This is a genomic window from Lujinxingia vulgaris (genome assembly GCF_007997005.1).
GTDB lineage: Bacteria > Myxococcota_A > Bradymonadia > Bradymonadales > Bradymonadaceae > Lujinxingia.
The window spans coordinates 11,989-38,380 of sequence record NZ_VOSL01000142.1; the positions used below are offsets into that span (position 1 = coordinate 11,989).

The 26,392-nt window shown below is 66.0% G+C and carries 5 protein-coding genes; 4 read left to right on the forward strand and 1 reads right to left on the reverse strand.

From position 1 onward, the window contains the following. Positions 1-28: 28 nt before the first annotated feature. Complete coding sequence (locus FRC96_RS19370) at positions 29-12,109, reverse strand: type I polyketide synthase (protein WP_230470482.1); 12,081 nt, start codon at positions 12,107-12,109, stop codon at positions 29-31. A 1,192-nt stretch (positions 12,110-13,301) separates the two neighbouring features. Here FRC96_RS19370 and FRC96_RS19375 point away from each other — a divergent pair. The 4 genes from FRC96_RS19375 (at position 13,302) to FRC96_RS19390 (ending at position 26,330) form a co-directional block, all read left to right on the forward strand. Next, positions 13,302-17,066, forward strand: a complete 3,765-nt coding sequence (locus tag FRC96_RS19375) for a tubulin-like doman-containing protein (RefSeq protein WP_146977004.1) — start codon at positions 13,302-13,304, stop codon at positions 17,064-17,066. Positions 17,067-17,302: 236 nt separating this feature from the next. Beyond that, positions 17,303-21,676, forward strand: coding sequence for a hypothetical protein (locus FRC96_RS19380; RefSeq protein ID WP_146977006.1), 4,374 nt, complete (start codon positions 17,303-17,305; stop codon positions 21,674-21,676). Further along, on the forward strand, positions 21,673-25,296 hold the full coding sequence (locus FRC96_RS19385) for a DEAD/DEAH box helicase (RefSeq protein WP_146977007.1): 3,624 nt from the start codon (positions 21,673-21,675) through the stop codon (positions 25,294-25,296). The genes FRC96_RS19380 and FRC96_RS19385 overlap by 4 nt, the downstream gene beginning before the upstream one ends. After that, positions 25,293-26,330, forward strand: a complete 1,038-nt coding sequence (locus FRC96_RS19390) for a hypothetical protein (RefSeq protein WP_146977009.1) — start codon at positions 25,293-25,295, stop codon at positions 26,328-26,330. Before FRC96_RS19385 ends, FRC96_RS19390 begins: the two co-directional genes overlap by 4 nt. The last annotated feature ends 62 nt before the right edge of the window (positions 26,331-26,392 follow it).

Sequence of the window (26,392 nt, forward strand, 5' to 3'; positions counted from 1 at the left end):
TCTCGCCATCATGCCCTGACAAACGCCCTCAAACCTTCCACGGGGAGAGCGCGCGACGGACGACCTGCGAATCCACATCGGACTCGGCACCTCCCCAGATGCCTCGGTGACGCAGCAACGCCACAACCGCAGCGAGCTCTTCGTCGCTCAGGGTCTCCGCACCGGTGCCAGGCGATCGATCTTCTTGCCGTGACCAACCATTCGTACGGGTGCCAGGCACTCGATCTTCTTGATGCGCTCGAACATCTGTACCGGTGCCAGGCACTCGATCTTCTTGATGCGCTCGAACATTCGCGCCGGTGCCATTCGTACGGGTGCCAGGCGATCGATCTTCTTGCCGTGCCCAACCACTCGTACGGGTGCCAGGCACTCGATCTTCTTGCCGTGACCAACCATTCGTACGGGTGCCAGGCGCTCGATCTTCTTCGTCGCGTAGCCCCTGACCCCATGCCAGCGCCACCGACTTCGAGAAGCCTCCTTCCACCCGAAGGGTCACGCTCACCGAGCTCACTCCGAGCTCCACCTGCCTGGCCCGCGCCTGACCGTGCAACGCAACCTCCACCTCAGCCCACAGTCGATCTCCTGACGCTCGCCAGGATCGATCGCCTGGCACCCCGACATCTTCCAGACGCACCGCGACGATCTCGATCTCCGAGGCGCTTAGCTGCAGCCCCAGCCCCAGCGCCTTCGAGACGGCCTCTTTCACCGTCCACAGCGCCGTCTCCCGCTGGCCCACCGGGAGCGAACCCACCGAGAGCGCCCGCTCGTCGTCGTTAAAATAGGCGCTACCGAAGGCCTCAGAGCGCGCCTCCAGCGGCTCAAGGTCGACGCCCAGCCGGCAGCGGGTGCCAGGCATCGACACCACCGCCACGGCCAGCCCGGAGGTATGCGTCAGACTCAGCGCCGGCAGCGGTCGGCCCCCCTTCGCCCCGTCTCTCCAGCGCAGCTGCGGCTCTCCGCTCTCGCTCTTAAACACACAGATGTCTGTCGGGTCGATGCGTTCGCCATAAAAAAGCAACGCCCATCGCCGGGCGGCTTCTCGCGCGGCCAGACGCGCAGCCAACCATTCCCCACGCCGCTGCGCGCTGCGGAGCCGCTCATACCCCTCCCGCTCCGCCTCACTGAGCACCCCGCTGATGTCGCCTCCCCGCCCCTGGAGGATCGCCTGAGCCTCGTCCGCACTCAGACGCACCTCCAGGACATTCGCCTCCCGTCCGGGTGCCAGGCGATCGATCTCACGCAGAGGCGCATGGGCGATCATCTCCACGCGCTCCATCAGCTGCAGCAGGCGACCATCGTGACCACGCACCTCCACATCGAACGCGATCGTGCCCTCCGCCGCATCGCTCAAGCGATGCGCCCGCACCAGCAGCGGCTCACCCACCGAGGCCTGCCCCGCCATGCGGCTGCGTCCGATCCCCAGCGGCAGGTAGGTGCGCCCGTGGTGAATCAGCCCCCACAACCCCACCGCCTGCAACCCGAGCTCCCGCACCAGCGGATCGCTGACCCAGCGCTGGGCCAGCGTGCCGGCCATCAGACGATGGTTCGAGAGCTCGCCCGTGGCCAGAATCGCATCCTCATGGTGCCAGACCTCCCCGCCGAGAAGTTGAAAGCTCCCGGTATGAAAGAAGCGCCGGTAAATCGACTCGCGATCGGGGCCCTGCCACCAGGTCGTCTCCTCGCGCATCACCGAGACCGGCACGTCCGTACGCGGGAGCGGCGAGCCACAGAGCACCCGAGCGCGGAAATGGTGCTGGCGGATGGTCTTCCCGGTGCGCGCCACGCGCTCCGAACTCACCTGCACCTCGACAACTGCACAGCCGTCCTGCTGACCCGCCATCTGCGCGGTGGCCAACGCGCGAATCGGCTCGGAATGCGCCAGCTTGAGCGCGCGCTCAAACCTCACGTCGCGCACCTCGGCAATGGGCTCCCCGGTCAGCACCATCGCCGCCGCGCTCATCAGCTCGTAGCCCATTACCCCCGGCACAAGCTCTCGCCCCTCATAACGATGATCGCTTAAGAAAAGGTCGCGCTGCGGGTCGAAGATGCGCTCGACCCTCACCTCATCGGAGGTGTGTGCCACCACGCGATCGATCATCGCAAAACTCGTCACGGTGCCAGGCGCTCGATCATGTGTACGATCGCCTGGCACCCGATCATCTGTCCGAGCGCCTGGAACCCGATCATGTGTACGATCGCCTGGCACCCGATCATCTGTCCGAGCGCCTGGAACCCGATCCTGACCCAACTCGCCGAGCTCCCCGGCGACCACAAACTCACCGCTTAAGCCCCGTTCCAGCGACTCTCCGACCATCGGCGCTCCGACCTCCGGCGGCAAAAACTCCACCCCCTTCGCCTCCAGAATCGTGCGCATCGAACCCTCGACCGCCATGCCCACCTCATCCCAGGCCGTCCAGTCGATCGCCAGCGCGCGCGCCCCGCGTCCACGCTCGCGAGACAGCTGGTTGATCTGCATCACCTGGCGAGCCAGGGCATCATTGGCCGCGGCATAGTCGGTCTGCCCGGCGTTGCCGAAACGCCCGGCCACACTGGTAAACGCCACATAGAACGCAAGCCCCCGATCGCCCAGCGCGCGCCAGAGGTTGACACCCCCCACCGCCTTGCCGCGAAAGACCCTGTCGAAAGCCTGCACATCCTTATCAGCGAGCAGTCGGCTGTCCTCGACGCCCGCGCCGTGAATCACGCCGCTGACCGCCCCGAAACGCGCCTCCACCTCAGACACCAGCCTCTGCACCTGAGAGGCATCGGCCACATCGCAGCTGAAGTACTCGGCGCGAGCGCCGGCCTGACGCATGCGATTGAGGTTGGTAGCGATCTCTTGCTGCGCCTCCAGCGGTCGCAACTTCTGACGCACCGCCACAGGCGTCGCACGCTCACCGGCGGCCTTAAGCGCCTCCTTGATCCGCGCGCGCTCCGCCTTCAAGTCCACGCTCAACGGATCCGGGTGCGTAAGCGGCGTGCGACCCACCAGCGCCAACGCGCACCTAAAGCGGCCGGCCAGATCAACGCACACCTCCGCAGAGATCCCGCGCCCCCCGCCCGTGACAAGGATCACCGAGTCGGGCCCGGGCGCAGGATGCGTCGACGACGACGCGCGCAGATCGGAGGCTTCAAGCACCACCGGACGGTTGCTCAAACCTCCCGCGAGCCCCACCTCACAATCGCGGCGCCCCCCCACCAGTTCTCCCAACACCTCGGTGACCCGACGCTGGTCCAGCTCCTGGCCGGCCACATCCACCACCTTCACCCGCGCCCAATCCCACTCCCGGGCGAGTGATTTGGTAAACCCGCTGACCGCCCCACCGGCCACGCTCGGCGACGATCCCGGGTTCAGCCCAAAACATCCCCCCATCATCGTCACGCTCATAAACGCGGCGGTCAGGGTGCCTGGCACCCGATCGTCTCGATCTTGTGTCAGGGTGCCAGGCACCCGATCGTCGTGATGCGCCTGAAACGCCCGCGCCAGATGAAAGGTATGCCGCGCCGCCAGGTACACCTCCTCGGCATCCTCCCGGGCACCGACCACTCCCAGCAGGTTGATCACCGCGTCGACGCGCTGCTCCTTGAACGTCGCACGCAACATCGACTCATCACACAGATCCACGCCGGCCTCATCGAGCGGGCCTCGATGCCGATCGCTGGCCAGGCGGACTACCCGAGCCCCGAAGTGTCGCAGCGTGTTGGCAAAAAGCTCCGCCACAAGCACCGGCCCCCCCACCAGCGCCACCGTCCGGTGACGAAGCGCGTGTTGCAGGCGAAGCACATCGGTGGCCTCGGCGGGTGCGGCCTCAATGGCCACCGGACGCATCGAAAAGGAGGCGTGCTCCTCCCCGGCTACAAGCCCCGGAGCCGGTCGCCGCACCGGAACGCCCGACGCCTCTGCAACCGACGCCTTGTGCTGCATCACCGCCCCGGGAGCCGGAAGCGGCACCTCCGACATCGGAGGCCACGAGCGCGTGAGTTCATCGCGCTCGTGGCGGTCTCCCGGCGGACGATCCTCGGGCTGCACCGGTCGCAACCTCAACACCCGCGAGACCACCTCCAGCTCATAACGCTCGGCTCCGGCAACCTCGCCCAACCACCGACCGTAGCGCGCCGGGTCGAAGACCCGCTGCTCGCGGCGCGCCCGATAGCGAAAGAGCGCCAGGGCCAGCTGACTGCCAAAGCCGGCGGCCAGTCGCAGCGCATAATCGGCCGGATAGCTGCCGCCCTGGCTCAACCTCAAATCGCCGAGCTCCGGATCGGGCTCCTCAAAGTTGGCGATCGGGGGCACCACCTGGCGCTGCAACACCTTCATCGCCAGCACATCTTCGATGCCCGCTGCCATCGCGTGGCCCGTAAACCCCTTGGTGTTGGCGATCACCACCCGGTTGGCCTGCTTGCCAAAGGTGCGCCGCAGCGCGGCGATCTCCGCCGAAGCGCTACCGCCTCGCGCCGGCGTGTAGGTCTCATGCGAGATGAACACCGTCCGCTCAGCGATCGCCTCTCGCTGCACCCCGAAGCGCTGCTCGACCTCTTCGACCAACCCGGAGACCTCCCCGGCGATATGATCGACGTCGAGGCGAGTGGGATGATGAGCGCTGTTCACAAAGCGCGTGGCGAGCACGTCGGCCACGGGTTCAATGCCGCGGGCCTCGGCCAGCCCGGCCTGCTCCACCACCAACGAGAGCGCCCCCATCCCGATGATCATGCCATGACGACGCCTGTCGAAGGGGAGCGCCGCCTGTCTGACATCGCCCTCGGTGGTCGCCGCCCCGGTGGCCAAAAACCCGCTGCCGATCCACTCCATCAGGGTGCTGCCGCTGGCCTCATCCGCCGACAGAATCAGCACGCGTTTACACCGTCCGCAACGAATCCAGTCCTGCGCCATTCCTATTGCGGTGGTCGTCGAGGCACACGCATTATTGATCTTCGTATTCGGCCCGCGCGCGCCCACGAACTCGGCAAAACGCGAGTTTGCGATCCCCAGCACCAGCAGCAAAAAGCGATGGTTGAACTGATAGTCCTCGCTCCGTTGGGCCCGCAGCTCTTCGATCAACGCATCCTGGCCCGCAAACGCCGACGCAAAGATCACCCCTGTCTCTCGCCCCACTGACTCCGGCAGGGTCCACCCGGTGGTGACCCGCTTGCCGGTGGTCGTCTCGCGGTAGCGCGGCACAAGAGGAAGCCCGGCATCGCGCAGGGCCTCAAAGCCCGCCGCAAACGCCAGCTGACTTGTGCGGTCGAGCGACTCCCGCAGCCGCTCCGGCACCCCCCACTCATCCAGGTCAAAGTCGTCTCCGAGGCCGGCGAGCTTGATCACCTCCTCCAGCTCGGTGACCTGACGCATCTCCCCGCCGCCGCCTTCATGCTTCTGAAGACGCACGATGCGGTTATTGACCATCGCCTCTCGCGCCCCCACCGGCACCTGCCCGATCATGTTCTTGCCCGCCAGCAACTCATCGATGGCATGGCGCCGAAAGATCGCTCCCTCACCAGGCAACCCCACCGCGCAACCCGAGATCTCCACATCGGCCGCCACGGCATGGTGATGCGGCTGATAGGGCACAGCCCCGTCCAGAGGCGTTGCCTGATGGTCCGACACATCGCGGGAATCGGCGCTGTCGAACCTCGCGTGGTGCGCGGCAGCGTTGGGCATGACGTCGATCGTTGCTGCGTGAACCTCAGTACGGACGCCTGGCACCCGTACTTCATCCGATCGAACGCCTGGCACCCGATCAGCAGCTTCCGATTGAACGCCTGGCACCCGGTCAACGTCGTCCGTTCGAACGCCTGGCACCGCGGCGGATTCACCCATCATCCCCACACGCTCCGCCACATAATCCCCCATCCGCCTCAACGTCGGATACTCCGAGAGACGAAAGCTCTCATCCCGCTCAAGACCGTAGAGCTCGCGAACCTGCGCCATGATCTCGGCCTGCTTCACCGTATCGACGCCAAGGTCGGCCTCCAGCTCATAGTCGACCTCGATCTCCTCGGCCTCATAGCCCGTCTGCTCGCACAGCACTCGCATTAGCTCGGCATCGATCGACGCTCGATCTACATCTTCCGATCGAACGCCTGGCACCCGGTCAGCGGCTTCCGATCGAACGCCTGGCACCCGGTCAGCGGCTTCCGATCGAACGCCTGGCACCCGATCAGCAGCTTCCGTTCGAACGCCTGGCACCCGTTCAGCAGCTTCCGTTCGAACGCCTGGCACCGCGGCGGGTTCACCCATCATCCCCACACGCTCCGCCACATAATCCCCCATCCGCCTCAACGTCGGATACTCCGAGAGACGGAAGCTCTCATCCCGCTCAAGACCGTAGAGCTCGCGAACCTGCGCCATGATCTCGGCCTGCTTCACCGTGTCGACGCCAAGATCGGCCTCCAGCTCGTAATCGACCTCGATCTCTTCGGCCTCATAGCCCGTCTGCTCGCACAGCACCCGCATTAACTCGGCATCGATCGACGCTCGATTCACATCTGCGCGAACGCCTGGCACCCGGTCAGCGGCTTCCGATCGAACCCCTGGCACCCGATCCGCCTCTTCCGTTCGAACGCCTGGCACCCGATCAGCATCGTCCGTTCGAACCCCCGGCACCGCGGCGAGTTGCACCGCGGCGAGTTCACCCATCATCCCCACACGCTCCGCCACATAATCCCCCATCCGCCTCAACGTCGGATACTCCGAGAGACGAAAGCTCTCATCGCGCTCAAGACCGTAGAGCTCGCGAACCTGCGCCATGATCTCGGCCTGCTTCACCGTGTCGACGCCAAGATCGGCCTCCAGCTCATAGTCGACCTCGATCTCCTCGGCCTCATAGCCCGTCTGCTCGCACAGCACTCGCATTAACTCGGCGTCGATCGACGCTCGATTCACATGTGCGCGGACGCCTGGCACCCGGTCAACGGCTTCCGATCGAACGCCTGGCACCCGATCCGCAACTTCCGATCGAACGCCCGCAGCTTCCGATCGAACGCCTGGCACCCGATCAACATTAACAGCTCGAACGTCCGCCTTAGCCTCACCCGGACGCCACACACCCGCCGCCCACATCCCGGCCAACGCCTCATACAACGAGGCCACATCCCCCTTTTTAGGATGGTTGGTATGCAGCGCCAGATGCTCGCGACCCTCCAGAATGCTCCCCACAAAGGAGGCCTGCGCGCGCTTGGGCCCCACCTCCACGAACGCGCGCGCCCCACCGGCGTACATCGTCTCAATGACCTTGATGAACTGCACCGGCGCGGCCACCTGCTCCGAGAGAAGATCGCGAATCGCCTCCTCACATCCCGCCCCCGAGGGGTAATACCCACCGGTCACGTTGGTGAGAATCGGCACCCGCGGCGAGCTCACCTCGATGTTGCCCAGGTGCCGACGCAACGGGCCGCTGGCCGCGGCCACCACCTCGGTATGAAAGGCGTGACTCACCGGCAAGAGCGGCGCCTGAAGCCCCATCTCCTCAAAGAGTCTCACCGCCTCACGCACCGGCTCACTCAACCCGGCGATGATCGTCTGCGTGGGGCAGTTGATATTCGCGCAGACCACATATCCGTCGATGCGATCGAGCACCGGCTGCACCACCTCCACCGACGCACTCACCCCGGCCATCAGCCCGGTGTCACCGTTCATCGGTGTCACTTTGGCCATCTCCGTGCCCCGGGCGGCCACCGTGCGCAGCGCGTCCGCAAAGCTCATGATCCCGGCCGCCACACACGCCCCGTACTCCCCGAGGCTGTGGCCCGCGACCATCTGCGGAACGATCCCCAGCTCCCCGAGCAGGCGATACAGGGCGATATCCGCCGTCAGCACCGCGGGCTGGGTGATCTCGGTCTGCGTCAACGCGGCAAACGCCCGGCGCTCGGCCTCCGCTCCCTCCAACACCCCCGGATCGATCACCTCGCTGAGCCGCCGCCCCAGCACCGGCAACATCACCTCATCAGCCTCCTCAAAGGTGCGGCGCGCCACCTCAAAGCGCTCTTTGAGCGCCGAGAGCATCCCCAGGTACTGCGTGCCTTGCCCCGGGAAGAGCATCGCCAGCTCTCCGCCCATCGGCTGCTCAGCCAACACCACCCCCTGGTTCGCCAGCACCTTCCAGCCCTTATTGCGACTCGCCGCACGCTTTGCGCGCTCGAGTCGTTCTTGCAACTCCTGCACATCGCCAAAAGCCACCGCCAGACGCACCTTCCCCTCAACGCTGCGCCCGGCACCATCGTCTTCTCCAGCAAGCGGCAAACGCCACGGAGCAACCCCTTGCACACCTCCATGAGAGAGGCGCTGCATCACCTCGTCGATGACGCGCTCCAGCTCTCCGATTGACGCCGCGCTCAACCCGAGAATGCCTTCGTTCGGACGCCTGGCACCCGATCCCAACTCGGCAGCCATGTTCGGACGCCTGGCACCCGATCCCAACTCGGCACCCATGTCCGAACGCCTGGCACCCGATCCCAACTCGGCACCCATGTTCGAACGCCTGGCACCCGATCCCAACTCCGCACCCATGTTCGGACGCCTGGCACCCGATCCCAACTCGGCACCCATGTCCGAACGCCTGGCACCCGTTCCCAACTCGGCACCCATGTTCGGACGCCTGGCACCCGACACATCCCGCCCGGCCTGATACTCCTCCAGCACCACATGGAAATTTGTCCCTCCGAACCCGAACGCGCTCACCCCGGCGCGCCGCACCTGCCCGGGGAACACCTCCCAGGGCTGCGCCTCGGTCTGAACTCGTACGCGCGTCCCCTCCAGCTCCAGCGCCGGATTCACTCGCCGAACCCCCAGCGTCGGCGGCAACACCCGATGCTTGAGCGCCATCGCCACCTTGATCACCCCGGCCGCCCCGGCGGCCGACTTCAGATGCCCGATCATCGACTTGACACTCCCCAGCGAGATCCGCTCCGCGGCCCACTCCCCCGAATCTTCCTCGAGCGCAGACCTGAGGCTGGCAACCTCGGTCGGATCCCCCACCGGCGTGCTCGTCCCATGCGCCTCAAAGAGGCTCACCGAACGCGGCCCGAACCCCGCGTCCTCATAGGCTCGGTCCAGAGCGCGCCGCTGCCCCTGGGGGTTGGGCGCAGTGATCGCCTTACCCTTCCCATCACTGGAGCCGCCCACCCCACGAATCACCGCGTAGATCGAGTCGCCATCCTTAACCGCATCGCTCAGGCGTTTGAGCACCAGAATCCCGGCCCCTTCCCCCATCACAAAGCCGTTGGCTCCCTCGTCAAAGGGGCGCGAACCATCCGGCGAGAGCGCCCCGATTTTCGAGAACTTCACAAAACTCGTCGGCCCCATGGTGCGGTCTGCCCCCCCGCACACCACCATATCGTACTCCCCACTTCTCAAGCCCCGGACCCCGGCCTCAATCGCCGCCAGACTCGACGCGCACGCCGCGTCGGTCACGAAGTTCGGCCCCCGCAGATCAAAGACCTGGGCGACCCTCCCGGCGATCACATTGGCCAGCTCCCCGGGCATCGAGTCTTCACTCACCTCGCCAAGCCCCCCCTTAAAGCGCGCCTCCACCTCGGCCAGAAGCGCCTCGCGCTCTCCCCCGCTCAGCGCGCTCGACGAGAGCGCCATCAACGCCCCCCTGAGCGCCTGGTCCATCTTCGGGTAGAGGATCCGCAACGTCGAATCATCCCGCAGATCCCCCCCCAGCGCGTTGCCCAGAATCACCGCGCAACGATCCCTGGGAAACTCGTTTTCCAGATACCCTGCATCCTCCAGCGCCTCATGCACCGCCTCCAGACACAGAAGCTGCGTCGGGTCCACGCTGGCCACCACCTTCGGCGGCATCCGAAAGCGGCGCCGGTCGAACTCAAAGCCCTCAATCCACCCCCCGATCTTGCTGTACGTCTTATCCGGCGCTGCCGGATCTTCATCAAAATAGAGCGCCGGATCCCACCGGTCTGCCGGCACCTCTTTGATCGCCGAGACCCCGAACAGGATATTCTCCCAGAACTTCGACGCGCTCAGCGCCCCGGGCATTTTTGCGCCGATCCCTACAATCGCCACCGCCCGATCCCCATCGACCATCACGCCACGCTCACGCTCACCCATCGCTTCCCCTTGTCGCTGCATCGATCCCTGATCATCACGGTGTTCGGACGCCTGGCACCCGGACATCTCGTTCACGCCACTCGACATGTCCGAATGCCTGGCACCCGATCCCAACTCAGAAGACGTGTCCGAACGCCTGGCACCCGATCCCAACTCAGAAGACGTGTCCGAACGCCTGGCACCCGATCCCAACTCAGAAGACATGTCCGAACGCCTGGCACCCGATCCCAACTCAGAAGACATGTCCGAACGCCTGGCACCCGTCGTCATCAATCGGGTCGACTGGGCCGCTTCGACGCCCTGCCACCACGCCCAACGCGTCTGCGCCCATCGCCTGGCCCCCTCACTCACCTCCTGATGCAGCGCCTCAATCGAGTCCGCCGCGCACAACCTCACCCCCTGCCCGCAATGAAAGAGCCCGCTGTCGAGCTGCTCCTCCTCACTGAGCCTCTCAAAGCGCGCGCCGCCGCCGGCCATCACCTCGGCGATGCGCTCGGACTTGGCGGCCGCCCGCAGCCCCCCAAGGTTGTCGCGCTCATAGAGATGCTTGCGCTCACTGAGCTTGACGCCCTCCTTTAAGCGCTCCACCTCGCGGGCCAGCACACGCTCGGCTGCCGCACTCTTGAGCACTCGCGTCGGCGTATTCACCGACTCCCCCATGATCACCGTGCCAGACGATCGTTGCGCGACCTCCTGGTAGGTGCGGCTCACCGCCCCGCTCTCCACGGCCTCCCGGCACATCAGATACGCTGTCCCCATCTGAATCCCGACCGCCACCCCGCGACGATGCAACCCGAAGAGCATCGCCGCCGCTGCCGCCGCACTCTCCGCGCTGCCGATCCCCCCGGCGACCACCACCGCAAGCTCAGCCGGCTCAACCCCGGCCGCCAGCGCATCCTCCACCGCGATCACCCCCATCTGCCACAACGCCAGCGCCCCGAGCGTGCCCACATGCCCCCCGGCCTCAGAGCCCTCCCAGATAAAGCGGCGCTGCCCCTGTTTGAGCGCCGCCTCCAGCACCCCCGGCGTCGGCGTATGCAGATACGTCGGCACGCCCTGCCCCTCGAGCACCATCGCCTGCTCGGCGCTCCCGGCGGCCACCAGCCCCAGAAAGTTCCCGCGACGCCCGGACATCACCGCCATCTCATCGATGTGGGCATCGCGATAAGGATTGGCCTCAAGCCCGATGATCCCCGCCCCGAATGGCGCATCGCCCAGACACTGCGCCGTTGAAGAAATCACCTGGCGAGCGACGTCCGTGGGCATATTGCCCAGCGCCAGCCAGGGGAGCGCCCCGGCCTCCACCACCGCTTTTGCGAACTCCGGCGTATCGCTGACCTGCGCCATCGGCCCCTGATGAATCGGAAGCCGCGTCCCGTTGATGCGCGCCACCCCTCGCGACTCCGCCAGCGGAAAGTCCTCGCTCAATCGTCCCATGACTTCCGCCACATGCTCTCGGACCCCGCGCACCGCCGCCCCGACACTCCCGTATCGCTCGCGAAACACCCGCGCCAGCGCCCCGCCCTGCCCCATCGGCCACAGCTCGCGCTTCGGATCGAGCGTCTCCCAGCGTGCAAATCGCCGCCCCTGAACCTCAGCGAGATACGCGCTGGCTCCGTCTGGACGATCCACAAAATCGATCTCACAGGCCCCAAGCTCTCTCGTAGGCCGCGTGGCCAGGAGCGACCACGCCCTGAACCGCGCGCCCACCACAACCCCCAGACAACGCGTATCGGTCGCGCCGACCCGCTCCAACACCTTCACCGCCTCAGCCGAAGGCGCCATCCCCTCACACAGCCACAGCGCCTCCTCCAGCACATACCCCGAGGCCCCGGCCACCATCACCGCCGCTGCCGCATCCAGCCCCATCGCCCCCCGCACCACCGCCGGCAGCCCCACCTCCCGCTGCACGCGTCCCAGCAACACCAGACCCGACTCCTCCCCGCAGAGCCCCCCGGCCTCCAACCCGCAGATCACCACCCCGTCCGCCCCCACAGCAGCAGCGAACTCCGCCTCTTCAACCGAGCAAACCTCCACCCACACCCCCAAGCCTGCCTCTTTTGAAAAGTGCACTTTACGACGCAGCGCGTCGGCATCAAATCGATGTTCGCATGCCAGCACCACCCCCGCGACACCGTCCCACTCGCGAACCTCGTCGCGCAGCCCGATCCGTCCCCAATCACCCGCGGCAAGGCGGTCTCCCGCAACGTCTCGCCCTACCCACACCACGCGCGCACCGGCCTCCCTGGCCTCCACATCTGCGCCAAACGCCTCCCCAACCGCCTGAAAATAAACAAAAACCTGAACTCTATCCGTCGACCGAATATCCCGCATCAGTTCCTCGTCCTCTCGTGGTTTACCCCACCCCCGATCTTGCTGAGCGTCTACTCACTAGAGGACTAAATTCATCATGACAAGCCATAAATCATTAATTTTATTGAATGAATAGCCATTCACAAACACCAAAACCATGAATGACACACCAGTCACTACAATAACTTACAAAAGACTGACCAATCAGTTAAATTCACTCCATACATAAAATGACCCTTCAGTCAGCACGAACGTTTCACTCTGAATGAATCATCAGTCATTTATCTGATGGCCAGACGTCCCCCCACCAGCCTCACGATCGAACCCCTGGCACCCGAACATCAGGCACCCGATCTTCTCCTTCACGATCGCCAGCTCTTCGATCGAATGCCTGGCACCCGTTCATCCTCTCACGAGCGCCATCTCTTCGATCGAACCCCTGGCACCCGATCTTGCACCCGATCACCAGCACCCGATCCGAACATGATCGAACCCCCCACGATCGAACCCCTGGCACCCGATCTTCTCCTCGCACCCGATCTTCTCCTCCACGATCGAACCCCTGGCACCCGATCTTCTCCTTCACGACCGCCATCTCTTCGAGCGAATGCCTGGCACTCGAGCATGCTCGAACCCCTGGCACCCGATCACAAACTCCACGATCGAACCCCTGGCACCCGATCACAAACTCCACGATCGAACCCCTGGCACCCGATCATCTCCTCACGATCCGAAATAATCTTGCCCCCACCCGCCCCCTTCCCCGATACTCCCCTCACTTCACACCCGAGACGTCACGGATGACCTCTCGCCAACCCACGGACGGACCTCGCTGCTCCCGCGAGGGGACCCCCTTGCCTGCGAACGCCACCAGCGCGATCGCCTGGCACTCTTCCCCTTGCCTCCCAGAAGGCCTCCCACGATGGCGAACCGTCAAAACCTCGTAGTCGACGAACTCCTCACTCGCCCCAGCAACGTCTGCCCCACCCTCTTTGTGGGCCTGGGCGGCTGCGGCTGCCAGATCGTCATGCGCGTCGCGCGGCATCTCAAGTCACGCCCCGACTACGCCGAGCGCTACAAGGACCTGACCAAGTTCGCCCTCATCGACACCAACATCAACGATCTGGAGCTTCATCGCGAAGACGCCGATGAATCCTTCCTGATCAGCGACTTTGAGAAAGAAGCCTACGCCAACCTCGCCAGCGGCAAACTCTTCTTAGAGGCTGACGAGTATTTCACGCAGTGGGTCCCTAAAGATTACCGCTTCCGCGCCGGAGACACCGCCGGCGCAGGGCAAATCCGCATCGAATCGCGCCTGGGCTCCTACTACCAGATGAAGCACGGCGATCTGGTGCCCCGCTTCCGCCGCCTGCTCGAGTCGCTCAAACGCCACGAGCACGGTCACCGCCGCCTGGACACCTCCGAGATTCGCATCGTCCTCTGCTTCTCGATCGCCGGCGGCACCGGCTCCGGATCCTTTTTGCCCCTGGCCTACATGCTCCGCGATCACGCCCGCGCCCTGGGTAAACCCAACATGCTCGGCGTCTGCGTGCTCCCGGCGGTCTTTGAAGACAAAACCGGCGCCAACAAAGACGGCACCTTCGCCAACTCCTATGCGGCGCTCAAAGAGGTCGAGCACCTGATGAAGCTCGGCTCCCCCGAGTCCTCCTTCTTCCCCTCCGACGGCATCGAGTTCCACTACGATCCCTCCGACACCTCCAAGCGCGCCGTCCGCGAGAAACCCTTCGAGTTTCTCTACCTCATCGACAAGCCCGAGAGCTTCTCGGTCGACCGCCCCGTCGATGCGGCCGCCGACGGCCTCTACCTCCAGCTCTTCTCGCCACTCTTTGCCGTCCAGGCCGGCGACTACGACAACTACACCCAGCACCAGCGCTTCCTCGTCCCCCACGACTTCGAGGCCAAGGGCATCCCCGGCTTTTCCAGTTTTTACGGCTCCTACGGATCGGCGGTGCTGCTCGTGCCCACCGACGGACTGGCCGAGTACTGCTCCCGGGCCGCCGCCCTTAACATCATGCGGCAGAGCTTTTTGGGCGCCATCCCCGCCGATCCCCTCTACAACAGCCTGCGCTCCCATCCGGAGCCCTTCTACGAAGTCACCGAACGCGACGACGACGAAGACGCTCGCCCCGTGAAGATGGCCGACTTTGTCAAAAAAGAAGAAGGCATCCGACATCTTCTACGCGACCGCCTCTTCCAGAAACGCGTGCGACTTCTGGCCCGCTGTGAGGCCGACGCCGGCGAATTCGGCAGATTCATGGCCATCTTCCGCCACGGCCATCGTCTGGGCGAGGTCCCGCGCGAGAACGCCACCTGGGCCCTCGATCCCGAGCGCCTCACCCCCGACCGCGAGCAGCTCGCCGACCGCGGCATGAACTTCTCGATCGGAGCGCTGACCTTAGAAGCCCTCTGCGGCCCCAAAGCCGGCGCTCAGCCCGGTCTCCTCGCTGCAGCCCGCCGCGCCCTTGAGGCCGCCAGCGAAGAGCTCGAGGCCGAAGTCTCCATCGAGCGCAACACCCTGGCCCGCGATCTCGTCGGCCGCGCCCTCTACTGGTCCGAAGACCTCAAACGCCGCGGCCAACGCGTCCTCGACCAGGGCTACACCCAGCACGGCATCGCCTTCCCCGGCTTAGAGGAGCTCCTGGAGCTCAACTTCCTGGCCTCCGACACCGAAGACGTCAGCCTGGCCGCCAAACGCTTCGCCGTCCTGGCGATGCGCGACGAGCTGCGCACCGAGATGCGCCAGCCCCCCGCCCCCACGCCTTTTGAGCTCGACGGGGTCGATGACGACGAAAAGATCAAAGAAAAAGATGCCCCCGATCTCATCCGTCGTCTCATCGACCAGGCCATCGAACGCGCCACCCACGAGCTCCTCACCCACTTCATCGAGCAGCGCACCGCCCTTCGCGACAAACTCGCCGAATCCCTGCGTATCCTGCGCGTGCTTGAGCAGGGCTTCGATGACTTTGAGCGCGACCAGACCCGCCAGCTGGAGCGTCTTCGCGAGCAGGGCGATCACTCCACCAACCAGTTTGTGCTCGACGCCGAGGCCTTCCAGATCGAGAACGGCCGCCGCATGTGGGACTTCTTCTACGCCGACCGCGTCGCCCCGATGCCTGAGCTCGCCATGAGCAACCCCCGCATCCAGCAACGCTTAAGCGGCACGGTGCGCGACTTGAGCCTGCGCGGCTCCGGCTCCACCACCGCCACGCTCAACCAGCTCTTCGACGCCCTCAAGGGCCTGGCCCACAACCACCTCACCCGCACCCTCTGCGGCGACCCCAAAATCGCCGACCCGGCCCGCCGCGACGGCCTCACCCTGGCCCAGGCCCTGGAGCTCGAGGTCGTCTACCGCGCTCTTTACATGAGCAACCTTGAAGAGATCCAGCAGCGCAAAGATGCCGCCATCACCGAGGTCGTCGCACGCTACCGCGCCCAGCCCGCCGAGCGCCGCCTCGATCTCAATGAGGCCATCCACCAGGATTACCTGCGCGACAAGATCCGCCGCGTCGTCAACGAACGCGCAGACCTCCTCGTCAGCTACGACGAGTCCCGCGATCAGCACGGCGGCGTGCGCCCCAACCACGTGTTTCTGGCCGCCATCGACGAATCCTTCCACGACACCACCGTCGAGCGCGCCCTCGACGGCGCCAACCTCGGCGGCATGCGCTGGGTCAAGCAGGGCTGGCACAACCCCCGCCAGATCGTCTTCTACCGCGCCGTGCTCAACGTCCCGCTCTACGTCTTCGGTCGTATGAGCGAGATGAAAGACCACTACTACCGCTTCAAAAACCTCTCCAAGCGCTCCAAGATCCTGCACATCGACCGGTCCTGGGAGGAGACCCTCCCCGATCTCGACCCTGACACCGCCCAGGAGCAGCATCGCCAGGAGCAGATGCGCGCGAACATCGTCAACTTCGCCGCGCTCTGGACGCTCAAAGATCCCCTGACCAACCAGGGCTACATCGTCCTTCGCGACGGCACCTACCTTCTGCGCGACCCGCAAAACCCCGCCTCGCTGCAGAACACCGGCTCCGACAGCTCCGCGGGCTTCAAGCCCCTGGGCGATCGCCTGGCACCCGCCATCAACGCCCTGCCCGCAGCCCTCGACGCCGAGCGCGTCAAGTACCTCCCCTACCTCCAGCTCCTCACCGCGGTGCGCGAGGGCATGGCACCGGCCGTCCTCCAGCAGATCGTCAAACTCCCCTTCCAGTGGCGCAAAAACCGCGACGAATTGCGCACCCAGTACGGCACCGCCCCCTCCGCGCTGCAACAACTCAAACTCAGCGACTTCACCGACGCCTTCAACCGCCTGCGCGAAGCCCTCGACGGCCTGCTCGAGCACCTGCGCAACATCGAGACCGAGCGCCTCACCCTGGGCGGCGACGCCAGCGCCAACGCCGCCGGTCTCACCCCCGCCCAGGCCGGCGAGAACCTGCGCCAGAGCGTGGAGATCCTGCGCGGCTTCCAGCAGGGCTGGCAATCGATGGAGCAACCCGAGCGCTCCACCTCGGTGCCCCCCTCCTTCCGCTCCCTTTTTCGCCCCCTGGGCGATGACGAGCTTCACAACACCCTTGAGTCGCTACGCATCGGCACCTCGGCCCCCGAACCCTCGCCGGAGCGAACGCCTGGCACCCAGACCTCTGCTGCCCTCGACGAACAGGAGTGATGCCCCCGATCGAACGCCTGGCACCCGATCATGGATTTCGATCGGGTGCCTGGCACCCGATCATGGTGAATTTCGATCGAACGCCTGGCACCCGATCATGGTGAATTTCGATCGAACGCCTGGCACCCGATCATGCCGTGAATTTCGATCGAACGCCTGGCACCCGATCGATGGCGCACCCGATCGAAACTCTGATCTCCTGATTTCCTATCTTTATCGCGCAGGAACTCCTCCCCATGCCCGACCGCCCCGCCACACCCAACCTCTACCCCAACCCCACGCTCGTGGTCGGTGTCGGTCGCGTCGGCCTGGCCCTTCTCGAAGAGCTTGGCCAGGACTGGCGCTGGCTCTCACGCACCGCTGCCGACGACACCTCGGTCAAGAACCTGCGACTGCTCTCCATCCTCCCCAACACCGAGGTTGACGATCTGCGCTGGCGCCACCCCGAAACTCGTCACGCCAGAATCGCCCTGCTCGCCGGCAACGACGATCTTCCCACCCTTACCCTGCACTTTGCGATCATTCGATCCCTGGGGCTCATCCGTTTCCGCGACGGCTCCTACCAACTCGCCATCCCTCGAGATCGCGGCCCTATTGAGACAGGCCACAGCCACACAACCCGCCGCAAGCGCTTCTTCGAGTGGCTCCCGCTCGACTCCGACCCTCGCCGCGCCGTCGAACGCCTCCACCGACTGGCAAGCCGCGACCCCGAAGTCGACCTCTTCCTCACGCCCATTGTCGAACGCGTCCTCCACGGCCAGAGCCCGCGCCTGCTTCTCAACCTCATCGCCCGCGCCCGTGCTTACGCTCAGGGCCGTGACCCATCCCCCTGGGCCTGGCTCACACCCCACATCAGCCATGATCGAACGCCTGGCACCCGATCCGAACATGATCGTACGCCTGGCACCCGATCCGGCACCCGATCCGAACATGATCGAGCGCCTGGCACCCGATCCGAACATGATCGAGCGCCTGGCACCCGATCCGAACATGATCGAGCGCCTGGCACCCGATCCGAACATGATCGTACGCCTGGCACCCGATCCGAACATGATCGAGCGCCTGGCACCCCTTCTGCCCTCCGCCTTACTCCGACCCCGGACTGGACGCACGAAGACGATCTCCACCCCGCCCTGCAAGCCCACCTCGCCACCCCGCCCGAATCCCCCGACGGCACCCCACATCCCATCACCATCCCCCCCAACTTCTGCCCGGTGCCCGGCGACCTGACCTCCCCCCTCGCCCCCACACGCCTGCTGAGCATCGACTGGGAAACCACCGGCTGGGTCGCAAGCGAGCTCGACACCCTGGAGACCATCGAGTTCCTCCCCCTCGACGTAAGCCCCTTTCGCCTGGGACTCTTCGATCACGACGCCTCCCCCGGATTCGACCACGACGCCACCGCCGACGCCTTAAAGGAGCTGGGCGAACTTCTCAACCGCGGCCTTCTGCGCATCTGGCTCGATCTTCAACAGGAGCGCCACGAAGACCCGCTACTCTCCCTCCAGGAGCGCCGACGCCTCAACGCCGAAGCCTCCGCCGAGCAATGCCTGGAGCTTCTGGCCGAGCTCGTCGTCACCCCCCTGACCCGACACGCCGACGACTCCCCGCTGCCCCGCGTCTCCCACCGCCCCGACCGCTGGGTCGATGGCCCCACCCTGCCCCTCACACCCTCCTCCGCACTCCGACAGGCCATCGTCGACACCGAAGACGCTCGCTCCTCCCTGGAGAGACCGCTGCTGCAACGCCTGCGCGCCCTGGGACTGAACTTCGGCCTCGATGAGCTCGGTGAGCGCCCCCTCCTGCGCACCCTCTCCCTCCGCCCCGACGATCTCAGCGGGGAGGCGCGACTGACCCCGTTGCGAAGCATCGTCAACCAGGAAGCACGCCACCTGTTGAGCTTCGACCACCTCGCAAGCTACCGCCAGCGCACCACCCGCCAGCCCCCGCGCCTGACCGTCTACCTGGTCGCCGACGCCAAAGAGCCCTTCACCCGCCGCGCCCTGCGCCCGGTCTTGCGAGCCATCCACCAGGAGCTCATCCGCGCCTACGGCCCGCTTCTCGACACCAGCCGACAGGGCTTCGATCGCACCCTGGCCATCGTCCCCATCATCTGGACGCCCCACCCCGCCGACGCCTTCGGCGGCGAACACCCCCGGGCCAACATCACCGAAGAAGCCGCCATCCTCAAATCGGTGCACGATCTGCGCCGCTGGGTCGAATCCGTCCCCCCGGCCCACCGCTGCATCCCCCAGATCTTCATCAACAGCCGCGTCACCGCCAGCGCCGTGCTCGGCCTCGACGACGCCATCCGCCAGACCCACGACTTCATCTCTCTGCAGATCCGCAACGAACTCGGCAAAGACCCCTGGCTGCGCCACACCGCCCAGGGCTTCGACGATCACGACCTCTTCGCCACCTTCAGCTGCGTCCAGATCAACTTCCCCGCCGAGCGCGCCCGCGACTACCTCGCCAATCGCCTGGCGCGCGAGTCTCTGCGTCGCCTGCGCGCGCCATCCTCGGCAAACGCTGCCGCGGGCGCCGACACCGACGATCGCCTCGACCCGGTCCTCCCCCCGCCCCGCGCCCTGCTCGACCCGGCCCGCGAAAAACTCGCGCACCTGACCTCTCAGACCGCCTCGCGCCTCTGCGCCGACGTCGACGACCGCCTGCACGTCCATAAATCCACAACCTCCGAGGAGCTCTGCGCGCGTTTCGATGAGGCATTTGAAGATCACCTCTTTCAGCAGGTGCACAACGCCTGGCACGCCCTCACCCGTCAGCGCGGTGATATGGACCTGATGGTCAACGCCCTGCGCCAGAACGCCAACCTGCACCTGAGCGACGCGCTCACCTTGAGCCGAAAAAACGCCGACCGCCTCATCGAGGAGCGCGCCTCCGACGGTGGACTCGCACGCGCCCTGGCCGGCTTTAACCTTCTTCACCAGAACTCCCGCAACCTCCTCGACGAGGCCGAGCGCCAGCGCGTCGGCGCCCAGGAGATCTGCCTCAAGCATAACCTCCCCGACCCCACGCCCATCGCCCTCGCCAGACAGGATCTGATCGAGGCCGCCAATAAAAAGCCCGACCTCAACCCGCTGCGCTTAGGGCTGATCACCTGGGCCATCATGGCCCCCGCCCTGGGCGCCCCCCTGGCCCACGCCACAGCCCGCGCGCTGAACCTTCACCAGCAGCCCAACCTCTTCGAACCCTTCCTCGGCCCGGGCGGCTGGCTGGTGGGCGGACTGCTGATCGTGCTCCCCCTGGCCCTCATCCTGCGCGCCCACCTGCGTAAACACCTCAACACCGTCCACGACGCCATCGAGGCCTTGAGCAGCGCCCTGCGCGACGTCGTCGCCGGCGCCTCCTCCAACCCGCTTCACGGCTCCCCATCGATCCACTCCTTCTTCGCGGCTCGCCTGGATTTAAGCCACGCGTTGAGCACCCGCAACGTCGCCGATCACCTCCACGAGCGCGTCGACTCCGACCGCAACCTGGCCTTCCGCCTCATCCAGAGCGTCGAACTTCAGGAGCGCCGCCTCCAACAGCACGCCGAATCCCTCGGCGCCCGCCCCGCCCCCCCCGACCTCGCCATGGCCTCGGAGCGCCTGAGTGACGACGCCCAAAAGATCTTCGCGCTCAACCCGGCACAGGCTGGCGCCGCCCGTCAACACACGCTGCTGGCACCCGAGCACCTCCTGGAGCACTACCACCGCCACTTCCCGGCCCTGGCCGACGTCGACGCCTGCCTCCCCGCCTTCCTCGCCACCGCCGGCGGCTTTCACCGCTGGCGCGAGCAGGCCTGCCTCGCCAGCACCGAGCACATCTTGAGCTTTGGCCGCGACTACTTCGGCGAACTGCTCACCACCCCCGTCGGTGCCCAGCCGGCCTTCGAGCTCTCAGTGGGTCTCAACCTGGCGCGCTTTGTCTCACACCACTACGCCTCGCTTGGCTTCGGCGCACGATTTGTCGGCTACGAAGGGTTCGACACCTCCGGCCAGCGCAAACTCGCCGACGCCTCTCTGCTCATCCACCCGCAGCTTCGTCCCGCCCTCGACCGCGCCCGCATCTCCCCCGACGCCCCTCCCACCACCGAGACCCTCGACATCATCGAGGCCCCGATCCTTCCCAACACCGCCTTTCTGCTCTCGCTGGTCCAGGGCATCAACGCCCGCAGCATCAAAAACCTGCGCCGCCAGGAGTCCTTCTTCGATCGCCTTGAGCTCCCCGACCCCGCCACCCCCTGGCAGCGCCCCCCCCTGACCATCGCCGCCCGGCATCGCGCAGTTGCCCCCGTCACATCGCCTGGCACCCGATCGTCGGATGCCGCTTCTTCGGATCGAACGCCTGGCACCCGATCATCCGACGCCGCTTCTTCGGATCGAACGCCTGGCACCCGATCATTCGACGCCGCTTCTTCGGATCGAACGCCTGGCACCCGATCATCCGACGCCGCTTCTTCGGATCGAACGCCTGGCACCCGATCATTCGACGCCGCTTCTTCGGATCGAACGCCTGGCACCCGATCGTCTTCGGACGCCTCATCGTCTGCGCGGACGCCTGGCACCCGATCCTCCAGCACCACGTCCGACGAGGAGAACAACTCATGACCATCATCGCTCTCCTCACCGACATCCGCGCCCTGCTCTCGTTGCTCAACGAGCTGGCCTGGCGCGCGCTGGCCTTCACCCTGGACGCCCTCTCTTCATCCTCTCCCCTCCAGGTCGCCTTCGTTCTCGTCGCTCTCGTGGTGACGCTCCTCGCCACCGCACGCTCCATGCAGTCGGAGCTCAACCGCACCCTCGACCGCGCCCCCGAGACCCGCATCAACCCCCTTATCCTGGAGCTTCGCCACACCCTGCCCGGCATCGCCCTGCGCGTCGTGATCTGGATCGTTACCCTGCCCGCACGCCTGCTCCGCGCCCTCCTCAACATCTTCCGCTCCAACGCCGCCACACAGAGCGCCCCTCCCCCCGAACCCCCGCCTATCCTCGTCCCCACCTTAGGACCGAGTTACCTCTGGGCGATGCTCATCACCGCCGCGATCTTCCTGCTCTCCCTGGCCCTCACCCCCCTTCTGCGCTGGCAGCTCGACGTGCCCGCCCACTTCCCCCTCTGGTCCTACCTGGCCATCGGACACCGCCCCGAACTCGCCCCTTTTCTGCCGCTGGATACCTACCCCTGGCTCGCCACCCTGATCACCACCTCCTTCTGGCTTATGCTCTGGTGGAGCTTGGCCCGCATCGTCCGCCTGACCCACTGGGACGACATCGGCCTCAACCTCATCGACCGTGTTCGAGCGCCTGGCACCCTTACATCGTGGCGTACCTACTTCGCCGCTTCCTCCCTGCATGACCTCGACGCCTCCTTCACCACCTGGGCGCGCTGGCTCCCTCTGGCCGCCGCCCCCCTTCTCGTCATCTCCTTTAGCGCCCTGGGCGCAGAACCCTACAGGGTCAACGCCTCCTCTTTTGCCCTGGCACTTGTCGCGCTTAGCGCCTGGAGCCTGCACCTCACCCTTAAAGGCCTCTACCGACCCGACACACGCCTCGAAGATACAAAGCCCGGCGCCCCCGAACGCTCCCCCCAGACAGACTGGCTCGATGTCCTCGACCACCTGCAATCCACCCGCAACCTGAGCCAACCTCCCCTGGCCCGGCCGGCCCGCCCCCTGCCCGGCCTCGACTTGCGCTCGCTCGCTGAAGACGCCGACGCGCTCATCTCCCCGCTGCTCACCGAACTTCTTCCGGCGCCGGCCCGCCTCACCGCCATGCAACACGACGTCCTCACCCACCTCTCCCACAGCTCCTTTGTGCACCTCGATCCCCCGGCCGACACCCGAACCTTAGGCCTGGGACAACGCGCCACCCCGACCAGCTCCCGACTGCGACACCGCAACCAACTGGTCATCGCCCCCGAAGGCGCCGGCAAGTCCACCCTCGGCATGCTCGCCGCCCTCAACAACGCCCTGACCCACACCCGCAGCACCCTCTTTATCGTACGCGACGACGCACGCGCCGGTCACACCGCCGAGCACCTGCGCAACCTGCTCACCCCCTCCACCCTGCGCTGGAACCTGCGCACTCGACGCATCGACAGCCACCTCGTCGAAGATCTGGCCACCGGCATCATCCCTGACGTGCTCGTCTGCGATCTCCACGAACTCACCACCGCCATCCTGGCCGACATTGAGACCTTCCGCCCCCTGCTCACCAACCTGGGACTTATCGTCGTCGACGATCTTCACACCTTCTGCGGCCCGGTCGAAGTCCACACGCAGCTCGCCATGCGCCGCCTCGACCTGCGCCTTCGCGCGCTTCGTCGCTCCGACGATGCCGACGAACGCCTGGCACCGATCTTTTTGATGCTCGCCACCGAGACCATGGACAACCTCCCCACCTTCGCCCGCGCCCTCTGCGGCGTCGACGCGGCCCCCCGGATCTTCACGCTTCCCCCCCAGAATCAAGACGTCGCAACGCCTGGCACCCCGTCATCACCGTCTGCCCCAACGCCTGGCACCGCGGCGGCACACGCCTCCGAGGACTCCCCCGACACCACATCTGCTCCCGACCAGCACCTCATCTACGACCTCGACGCCTTCACCTCCACCGAGGGGACTCCCCTCTCGGCCTTCGACATCATCGCGGCCTGCGAAGCCTGCGCCGTCCCCTGGCACTGGCGCACCGCCGGCGACGACCGCACCCACTTAGGCCGCGCCACCCTTCCGCTGCGCGAAGAGCCCCTCCACCACGTCGACGATCCCCTCCGCGCCCGCGTCGTCTTCATCGAAGGTCACGCCACCAGCGTGACGCGCCAGCTCAACGCCTTACAGCGCGCCGGCGCCCTGCTCCCACCGCAACCGCTCCCCGAGTCCGAAGCCCCCGGCAAGGTCGCACCGACCAACCCCGTCGCCCTGATCACCATCATCGATCCGATCGAACGCCTGGCACTCGATCATCTCCCCGCGTCCGAACGCCTGGCACCCGATCTCGATCACCTCGATCGCCCCACACCACGCGTCGATCCCCACATCCTCACCACCCTGCCTCGCCCCTTTTTACGCCCCCCCGCCGGCGAACTCACCCGACGCCACCTCGCCAGCGAACTCACCCAGCACACCACCGAAGTCGCCCCTCTGCTCGAAGTCTTCGGCAACGACATCGCCCCCCTCCTTCGAACCCTGGCGCGTCGCGGCGAACTTCTGCTCGATCCCCGCACCGCCATCTCCCAGACCACCCGGACCTACGAGCAACGTCTCTACGTACGCGCCCTGGAATCCTCAATCACCCCGGAACACGCCTCCACCGACGCCTCGCTCCCCACCCCGGTCACCCAGGTCGAAGTCGCCTCCCCGCACCACGTCTGCCTGCGCGAGCGGACCACGCTCATCGAGCTCGGACGCGTCGACGCTCACAGCGCGCGCTTCCTCTACTACCCGGGCCGCATCTTCGAATCGGTGCACGGCCGCCACGTCGTCGTAGCGTACGCCGACGACAGCGCGGCTCAGGGCGCCTTTAACGTCGGCGACATCATCGTCGAACCTTACCTCGGGGACGACCGCACCGCGCCTGTTCGACGCATCCACGTCGACCTCATCGCCGAGCCCGACCGAGGCTTTACCCCCGAGCGACATTTTCTGGGCGAGCAGCCCCTGGGCCTGGCGCACTTCCCGGTACAATGTCGCCTCCACCATCGGGCGACCCGACGCCTGGCACCCGAATCTGCCAGCATCCGCGAGCGCATCTACCCGCGCCCCGACGACGAGCCGCCCCCCAGAATGCGCACCCGCGCCTTAGGAATCTTCCCCAACCTGGAGGCTGACGCCTGCCTGAGCCTGGCCTCCGCGCGTCTGCTTGCCGCAGCCCTGCGCGTGATCATCCCGCTGGTCTATCGCGGCGCCGATAACGCCATCACCACAGCGCTCAGCGTCGCCACCGATATCCCCGAATCGGACCTCCCCCAGGACCACCTCCTCACCACCACCGACGCGATCTTCTTCATCGACCTTCACAGCGACGGTAACGGTGCCAGCCGTTCGATCGAACGCGATGGCGTCTCCCTCCTGCTGCGCCTGGCCTGGAGCCTCCTGGCCAACCTCCCCTCCCCCCACGCGCTGCTCAACGCACACGACGACTGGGACGCCCCCCTCTCCGATGAAGAAGCATCCAGCGCCCTTCAAGGCGCGCTGATCTGGCTTCAAAACCATATCCACAACGGCGATCGCGTATGAAGACCTCTCACCTGCTCTCCGTCTTCACGACTGCGGCTCTCTGCCTGGTCGCCTGCGCCCCCCCCGAGGGTCCCCGAGAGCTTCCCGCCCCGCGCCTCGACCTCTCCCGGATCTTTCCCCAGACGGATGCCACGGCAGCGCTCGGGACCGACCTCACCACCAGCGAGGAGCGTTTCCGTCAGCTGGCCGACGCTCCCGATCCCTCCCCGGCCGCCCACTCGCGCATCCGCATCCCCCTGGGAGCCTCACTCTCAGGCGAACTCCCCCACAGCCCCGACTGGTCCTGGTCCCAACGCACCGGCCTCACCCTGATCTCTCACCAGAGCGCCGCCCCACACCCCGACATCCTCATCCTCGCCCAACCCTACTCACCTGCTCGCGCGCAACGCCCCTCGCAGGCCCTTCATAACTTCATCGACGAGCTCCTCCCCGACGCCTCTCCCCTCTCGCTGACCTCAATCGCAGGCGACCTTCCTCAACTCGCTACTGAACTGCAATCCTTGCAAACTGCGCTGACGGGCGGCCGCGGACTCGGTTTTTCCCCCTCACCCGACACCTTCTCGGGCTGGCGAACCATCGGCCAGAACGCGTCGGGAACCCACATCCGCCTGGCGCACTACGACGGCACCTGGACCTCCCAGCCCAACCTCCCCGTGGGCCTTACCCCACAGAGTATCTCGTCGCTCTCATTGCAACTCGCCAAAAACCTCCCCGCAGGCCTCATCCCCGAAGATCGCCTCAACGAATCGCTCAACATGCTCGAGAGTCTCTCAACGCCCTCTCCAAGCGCCACCGGCTCAACACCTCAAGCTCGCCGCCCCCCGGAGTCGGCGCGTCTCATCGTCTCGACCATCGAAGCATCGCCCTCGCAGGGCCTTCACCTGGCCCTCCTCTGCTCCGGAACCACCAGCTGCCCCCAGGCCCCCCACATCACTCGCTTCCTCGAGAGCATCTCGTCGGATGGCGTCCCAACCTCCGCTCCTACGCTCTCGCTCGCCGAACACTCGCAACAACTCCAGATCACCCTCCCTTGAACCTGCGCCCTGAACGGGTGCCCTCGTGTACGGGTGCTGCCGTGTAAGGGTGCCAGGCATTC